This is a genomic window from Herbaspirillum sp. UBA812 (genome assembly GCF_002296545.1).
Taxonomy (GTDB): domain Bacteria; phylum Pseudomonadota; class Gammaproteobacteria; order Burkholderiales; family Burkholderiaceae_D; genus Herbaspirillum; species Herbaspirillum huttiense.
This window is the reverse complement of record NZ_DBIC01000397.1, coordinates 1-7,092: the sequence shown is the minus strand read 5'-3', so window position 1 is coordinate 7,092 and position 7,092 is coordinate 1. Positions and strand designations below refer to the sequence as shown.

Genomic DNA, 7,092 nt, shown 5'->3' with positions numbered 1-7,092 from the left:
CCCCCCCCCTCCCCCGTGGTGGAAAACCGCCGCGGCGGCGGCGGGCCCGCCAGCCTGTGGACCTCGCTGTGGTGCTTCGCCGTCTTCACGGTGCTGTGGCTGGCCACGATCTGGGTATTCCTGATCCCGCCGCTGGCCTTCGTCATTCACTCGCTGCTGTGGGGCTGGCTGACCTATCGCGTGATGGCCTATGACACCCTGGCCGACTACGCCAGCACCGAAGAACGGCGTGCCGTCCTGCACCTGCATCGCTGGCCGCTGCTGGCCGTGGGCACCATCGCCGGTGCGCTCGGTGCGGCACCGACGCTGCTGTGGCTGGGCGGGGTGCTGTCGGTGATCCTGCTGCCGGCGCTGGCGGCGGTGGCGATCTGGCTGTATGTAGTCGTATTCGTCTTCACCGGCTTGTGGTTCCAGTTCTATTGCCTGGAAGCGCTGCTGCGCCATCGCAGCGGCCAGGCACCGGATGGGCCGCCGGACGCGGGCGTCATCGACGTGACGCCACGTTGACGCCGGTTTGATGGTTTCTACCCGAGACGAACCCGGGGCAGGGCAATCCGTCCCCGGCCCGAATCGGGCATAATCGCCGCAGTGTTTCATCAACCTATCGGGCAGACAGACTCATGGCATTCGGACTCATCATCATCGGCGACGAGATCCTCTCGGGCCGCCGCATCGACAAGCATTTCCCCAAGGTCTTGGAGCTGCTCAGCCAGCGCGGACTGCAACTGTCCTGGGCCGAGTACGTCGGCGACGACCCCGAGCGCATCACCGCCACCCTCAAGCGCACTCTTGCCACTGGCGACGTGGTGTTCTGCACCGGCGGCATCGGCGCCACCCCTGACGACCACACCCGCCAGTGCGCGGCTGCCGCACTGGGCGTGCCGCTGGTGCTGCATCCCGAAGCCAAGGATAAGATCCAGGAGCGCATCGCCGACATGGCCCGCGAAGCCGGCACCACCCCCGACTTCAATGCCGCGGACAACCTGCACCGCCTCAAGATGGGCGAATTCCCGCAGGGCGCCTCCATCATCCCCAACCCCTACAACAAGATCCCCGGTTTCTGGCTCAACAACACCAGCGGCACCGGTGCGCATTACTTTGCGCCGGGCTTCCCGGTGATGGCCTGGCCGATGTTCGAGTGGGTGCTGGAGACCCATTACGCCGACCAGTTCCACCGCCAGGCCTGGGCCGAGCGCTCCATGCTGGTGTTCGAAGCGATGGAATCGACCCTGACCCCGCTGATGGAAGCCATCGAGGCGCAATTCCCGCTGGTGAAGGTGTTCAGCCTGCCGCACGTGGGCGACGACAAGACCCGACGCCACATCGATCTGGGCGTCAAGGGTGATCCGGCCCAGGTGGAGCCGGCCTTCGAGAAGATGCAGGAAGGCCTGCGCGCGCTGCACGCCGAGTATCAGATCAGCAACTGAGGCCGCTGCTGGCGTTGGCGCAGGTCAAAAAAAATGCCCCGGCAAGACCGGGGCATTCGTTTCTGCGGGAGAACCCGGAGATTACTTCTTGGCAGCGCGAGTCACCTTGGCACCAGCCTGGGACATCTGGTCCACGGCGTTGGTCACGTTGGCTTCCAGGACTTCAGCGGCTTGCTTGGCGTTCTTGGTGAACTGCTCGTAGCCGGCGCTCATGTTGCCGATGGCCGACTTGAACATCGAAATGGCCTGCTCGGAACCGGCGGGGGCGTTCTTGGCCACTTCGTCGATCATCGCCACGACCTTGCGGTTGACTTCGGCGATCTGGGCTTCGGCAGCCTTGGTCAGTTCAGCCTGGGTGCTGGAGAAGATGCCGCTCAGGTGACGGCTGTAGGCCACCGACTTTTCCAGCGTCGGCTGGGCGTGCGAGCTGGTCAGGGTGAAGAATTCTTGCGGGTCCTTGGCCGAGAACAGCTTTTGCGCAGCAGCCTGGGTTTCTTCGAGCGAGGACTTGGCAGCCTTCAGGTTCAGGTCCACCAGTTTTTCCACGCCTTCAAAGGTCTTGCTGGCCAGCTGGTTGAACAGGGCGATTTGCGCTTCAGCGTTGGCTTTGGCAGCGGCGGAAAATTGCTCGGTGTAGGTCGTCATGTTGAAACATCCTTCTCGTTGATGGGTTGATGAACAAGGCAGCGACAGTGATTGCTTACGGACCGATCAGTGTTGACAGGTGGATCCCCGATGTAATTTCTTCTTTGAATATGATGCGATGCACAAGGCGGATTCTAGTTCAATCGTGCATAAAGTCAAACGTTTCAACGCACGGGAATCATAAAAAGCGCTTCAAAATTGATCCAAGTCTAATCAAGGACTTAGCGCTGTTTTAGGAATTTTCTGAAAAGAGATGCCATTCCGGATGAGCTTTTGCGTCGCAGCATCAAAAGCGGTTATCGTTGCGGGGCGCGCAATCGTTTGCGCTGCGCAGCAAAGCGTTTTGTTGCAATGCGGCAACCACATCAACGTAACGGAAAATCAATGTGAAAGCGTACTACAGTGATCACTTCGTTTTACCCCTGCCACCGGGCCACCGCTTCCCGATGGTGAAGTACCGGATGATCCGGGAGGGGGCTGCGGCTGCCGTGCCGGATCTGGACTTTCACGAGGCTCAGCCCGCCAGCGACGGCGAACTGGCGCTGGCCCACCATCCGGACTATATCGCCCGCGCCAGTGCCGGCCAGCTGACTGCCGCCGAACAGCGCGAGATCGGCTTCCCTTGGTCGCCGCAGATGGTCGAACGCTCGCGCCGCTCTTCAGGAGCCACCATTGCCGCCTGCCGCGCCGCCTTCAGCGAGGGAATCGCGGTCAACCTGGCCGGCGGTACGCATCACGCCTACGCCGATCATGGTGCAGGTTTTTGCGTCTTCAACGACGCCGCCATCGCGGCCCGGCTGATGCAGGCGGAACGCCGTGCGGCGCGGGTGGCCATCGTCGATCTGGATGTGCATCAGGGCAACGGCACCGCGTCCATCCTGGCGCGTGATGATTCGGTGTTCACCTTGTCGCTGCACGGAGAGAACAATTATCCTTTCGAGAAAGAGCAGAGCGACCTCGACGTGGCCTTGCCAGATGGCGTGGGGGATGCCGATTACCTGCAAGCCCTGCGCGACGCCCTGCACACCCTGCAGCAGCGTTTCGCCCCGCAGTTGCTGATCTACCTGGCCGGGGCCGACCCGCATGAGGGCGATCGGCTGGGCAAGATGAAGCTGACCCTGGGCGGACTGGCGGCCCGCGACGAGACGGTCTTCGGCTATGCCCGCGAGCATAAAATCCCGGTTGCGGTTACGATGGCGGGCGGTTACGGACGAGATATCGAACAGACCGTCGCCGTACACATACAAACGATAAGACTCGCCAGCCTCCACGCTGCCCGCTGGAGCGCACGATGAGATGACCCGGGCAGCACCCCCGTGCGCCCGCTGATGGAAAAGAAATGATGCAATCCGCCGCCGGTGCCCGCCGGCCTCGCCAGCTCCTGATGAGCCTGGTGCCTTTGTTGTTCGTGCTGATCTGGAGTACCGGATTCATCGTGGCCAAGTTCGGCCTGCCGTATGCGCCGCCGTTGACGTTCCTGCTGCTGCGCTTCACCGGGGTGCTGGTGGTCCTGCTGCCGCTGGTGCTGTTGTTCCGCGCCCCGTGGCCGCACGGCCGCATCCGCCATGTCGCGGTGGCCGGTGTGCTGCTGCAGGCGGGTTACCTGGCCGGGGTCTGGTGCGCCATCAAGATCGGCATGCCGGCCGGCTTGTCGGCCCTGATCGTCGGGCTGCAACCCATCCTCACTGCCTTCGCCGCCCCCTTGCTGGGCGAGTCGGTGAAGGGCCGGCAGTGGATTGGCCTGGCGCTGGGCCTGTGCGGGGTAGGTCTGGTGGTGGCCAACAAGATTTCACTGATTGGCCTGTCCACTGCCAGCATCGCGCTGTGCGTCTTTGCCTTGCTGTGCATCACGGCCGGTACGCTGTACCAGAAGCGTTATTGCGCCCACTTCGATTTGCGCACCGGCACGGCGATCCAGTTCATGGCTTCCATCGTCGTCGTCTTGCCCTTTGCCGTGGCCGTCGAAGGACTGGACTGGCAGTTGAGCAACGTCCATTGGACACCGCAATTCATCGGCGCACTGCTGTGGTCGGTGCTGGCGCTGTCGATTGGCGCGATCTTCCTGCTGTTTGCGCTGATCCGGCGCAGTGCTGCCACCAGCGTCACCAGTCTGCTGTACCTGACGCCGCCGACCACGGCCGTCATGGCTTGGCTGATGTTTGGTGAAGCGTTCAGCCTCATCGGTGCGCTGGGCATGCTGGTGGGTGTGATCGGCGTGGCCTTCGTGGTGCGCAAGTAAGCCAACCGGCGCCTTGCCTTCTTCAGCCGGGCGTCATCGCGCCCGGCATCAGCGTCACCAGCTTCAGGTCGGGTCGGTTGGCCACGCGGAAATTGACCTGACGGTACAGCAGTTCCCCCAGCTGCGGATGCTGGAAGCGGCGCTCGCCACCTTCACGTTCGATCACATCCTGCAGGTGCCAGGCCCGCTGGAAGAGCGGGCTGGCGGCTGACAATTCCTCCACCAGTCCCAGCAGTTCCGGATCATCCAGCAGGCTGGCGCTATCGGCGCGGAATTCGGCCACCAGCCGCCGCGCCCGTTGTTCCCATTCCACCGTCAATGACTGCGCGGCCGCGCTGCTGAACATGAAGCGCAGCAGGTTGGGTGGTTTTTCCTTGCCATCCAGCCACCCTGCAAAAAGCTTCCTCGCCGCCGGATTCCAGGCCACGGCATTCCAATAGCGGTCCAGCAAATAAGCCGGGGCACGGAACTGGCTGACCACTTCCAGGATTTCCGGCGCCACCACGGTGGCGGCCTGCTGCTCCGGCAACACCGGATCTTTCTTTCCCGCCAATTCAAACAGGTAGGCCCGTTTGGCACGCGGCAGGTGCAGCGCATCGGCGATGCGCGCCAGCGCCTGGGGCGAGACCGAATCCGTGCGCCCCTGTTCAATCCAGGTGTACCAGGTCACGCTGATGCCGCACAGTTGCGCCACCTCCTCACGCCGCAGGCCGGGGGTACGGCGGCGGCCATGGGCCAGATGCGGCAGGCCGGCCTGGGCTGGTGCGGTTTGTTCGCGCTGGGATTTGAGGAAGTCGCCAAGGGCGCGGCGGGCGAGGTCGGGTTCCATGAAGACGGGCAGGGTGGTGGTCGGGGTAATAGTATAAATGCTTCACTTGTAACAGGATAAGAATTCGCTAGACTGGCGTTTCCTTCACAGCACTGCTGTCTTTTCCTTCATATCGCCCCGGAGCCCCGCCATGCGCAGCCATCAGCAAGTCGTCACCGAACAGTTCGGCAGTACCGCCGCCGCCTACCTCACCAGCAGCGTCCATGCCCAGGGAGCCGACCTGCAGGAGCTGGCGCAGATCGCCGCCTCCATCCCCGGTGCACGCGTGCTGGATTTGGGCTGCGGTGGCGGCCACGCCAGTTTCGCCGTGGCACCGGTGGTGGAGAAGGTGATTGCCTATGACTTGTCTGAAGAGATGCTGAAGGTGGTGGCGACTGCCGCCGCCGGACGCGGTTTCGGCAACCTTGCCGTGCGCCAGGGCAGTGCCGACCGGCTGGATTTTCCTGATGCCAGCTTCGACCTGGTCTGCACGCGCTTTTCGGCCCACCATTGGCGGCAGTTGCCGCAGGCTTTGAATGAAGTATTTCGCGTGCTCAAGCCGGGCGGGCGTTTCATCGTCATCGACACCGCCGCGCCGGCGGACGTCTTGGCCGATACCTACGTGCAGGCCATCGAATTGCTGCGCGATACTTCACATGTACGCAATGTCAGCCTGAATTCCTGGCGCAAGCTGCTGAAAGCAGCCGGCTTTGCCATCGCCTACGACAAAACTTGGAAGCTGCGCCTGGAATTCGATTCCTGGGTGGCCCGGATGCGTACTCCGCAAGACAGCATCACCGCCATTCGCGCCCTGTGGCAGGCTGCGCCCGGCGAGGTGAAGGATTATTTCGCGCTCGACGCGGCCTGCTCGTTCTCCATCGACGTGGCCATGCTGGATGCCCGAAAGCCTTGACCGGACTATGCCGGCGCGTTCGATCCCGGCCAATGGAAACGCCCCGCCCCCCGCCCTTGAAGGCAGGAGACGGGGCGTCAACGATATGTGACACTGCCTCGTTATCAATTCACTTTGGATTATGGTAAAGCGAACATCTGGGGTCAGTATTGCCGTCTGTTATCGTGATTGTGACCGAAAGCTGACAGCTAGACTGGTAATATGCCGTCTCGTTGGCCTGGGTTTTGCTTGAGAAAATTCGAAAAACATCGAGCAGCCACCCGGCAAATTTGCAGTAAATCCCGAAAAAGTGTGGGGCACCGGATCGGGCGCGGAGATAGAAACGCGTTTAAAAAAATGCGCTAACGTCTTAATTCTCTTGCGAAAAATCTGCATTTTGCTACACTGCCAACGTTTCTCTTGTGTACTTTCAGGGTAAATTGGGGGGAGTTCCACCTATGATCAAATCAGCGCTGGCCATTTTCACATCACTTCTGTTCATCCACGCTGGTTTGGCTCCTGCCGCTGCCCAGACGGTCAACAATGCCGCCAAGAAAGCGCCGGCCAAGAAAGTCGTGGCCAAACGCCCGGCCCAGGCCGTCAGCAAGACGGTGGCCAAAGGCTCCCTGAACAACCGCGAAAAACTGGTCCGCAAGGTCAGCGTGGTCAAGGGCAAGCGTCACATCAGCTACCAGCGCGTCTCGGCCGCGCCGTCCATTCCGGTGGTGCCGCCGGTGATGACCGCCGGTGATCTGGCCGGCCTCAATCTCACCCCTGATCCGGTCGGACTGCGCTCCAACGTGGCGCTGGTGATCGACCAGGCCAGTTCGCAAGTGCTGTTCGAGAAGAATTCTTCAGTTGCGCTCCCCATTGCCTCGGTCACCAAGCTGATGACCGCGCTGGTGGTGGTCGAAGCGCGCCTGAACATGGAAGAAACCCTGACCGTCACCGATGACGACGTCGACCGCGAAAAGCACAGCAGCTCGCGCCTGCGCGTGGGCGCGACCCTGAGCCGCGATGACATGCTGCACATCGCCCTGATGAGCTCCGAAAACCGTGCTGCCTCCGCGCTGGGCCGCAA

General features: G+C 62.2%; 8 protein-coding genes. 6 read left to right on the top strand and 2 right to left on the bottom strand.

Translation table 11 applies throughout. The features are described from left to right. A partial coding sequence (locus B3873_RS26050; protein WP_286870007.1) for an EI24 domain-containing protein occupies positions 1–507 on the top strand: 507 nt, incomplete at its 5' end. 113 nt (positions 508–620) lie between these two features. Next, positions 621–1,427: a competence/damage-inducible protein A gene (locus tag B3873_RS26045; protein ID WP_286870006.1), complete on the top strand. Its 807-nt coding sequence runs from the start codon at positions 621–623 to the stop codon at positions 1,425–1,427. A gap of 81 nt (positions 1,428–1,508) precedes the next feature. Here B3873_RS26045 and B3873_RS26040 read toward each other — a convergent pair whose 3' ends face one another. Further along, a complete protein-coding gene (locus tag B3873_RS26040; RefSeq protein WP_039790397.1) occupies positions 1,509–2,072 on the bottom strand; it encodes a phasin family protein in 564 nt (187 codons plus the stop codon). Positions 2,073–2,518: 446 nt separating this feature from the next. Here B3873_RS26040 and B3873_RS26035 point away from each other — a divergent pair, with 446 nt between their 5' ends. Together B3873_RS26035 and B3873_RS26030 are read left to right on the top strand one after the other, a co-directional pair. Next, positions 2,519–3,367, top strand: coding sequence for a histone deacetylase family protein (locus B3873_RS26035; RefSeq protein WP_375163972.1), 849 nt, complete (start codon positions 2,519–2,521; stop codon positions 3,365–3,367). Between the two features lie 44 nt (positions 3,368–3,411). Next, complete coding sequence (locus tag B3873_RS26030; RefSeq protein ID WP_039790411.1) at positions 3,412–4,311, top strand: DMT family transporter; 900 nt, start codon at positions 3,412–3,414, stop codon at positions 4,309–4,311. Positions 4,312–4,333: 22 nt separating this feature from the next. Here B3873_RS26030 and B3873_RS26025 read toward each other — a convergent pair whose 3' ends face one another. Then, the gene (locus B3873_RS26025; protein WP_252696805.1) at positions 4,334–5,140 is read right to left on the bottom strand and encodes a helix-turn-helix transcriptional regulator; all 807 of its coding nucleotides are present in this window, start codon (positions 5,138–5,140) and stop codon (positions 4,334–4,336) included. A gap of 130 nt (positions 5,141–5,270) precedes the next feature. On the opposite strand from B3873_RS26025, the gene B3873_RS26020 reads away from it, so the two are divergent. Continuing rightward, positions 5,271–6,032 (top strand): class I SAM-dependent methyltransferase, encoded by a 762-nt coding sequence (locus B3873_RS26020; RefSeq protein WP_276842305.1) that lies wholly within the window; start codon positions 5,271–5,273, stop codon positions 6,030–6,032. 437 nt (positions 6,033–6,469) lie between these two features. Further along, positions 6,470–7,092, top strand: a 623-nt coding sequence (locus B3873_RS26015) for a serine hydrolase (RefSeq protein ID WP_286870003.1), incomplete at its 3' end; no start/stop codon positions are given.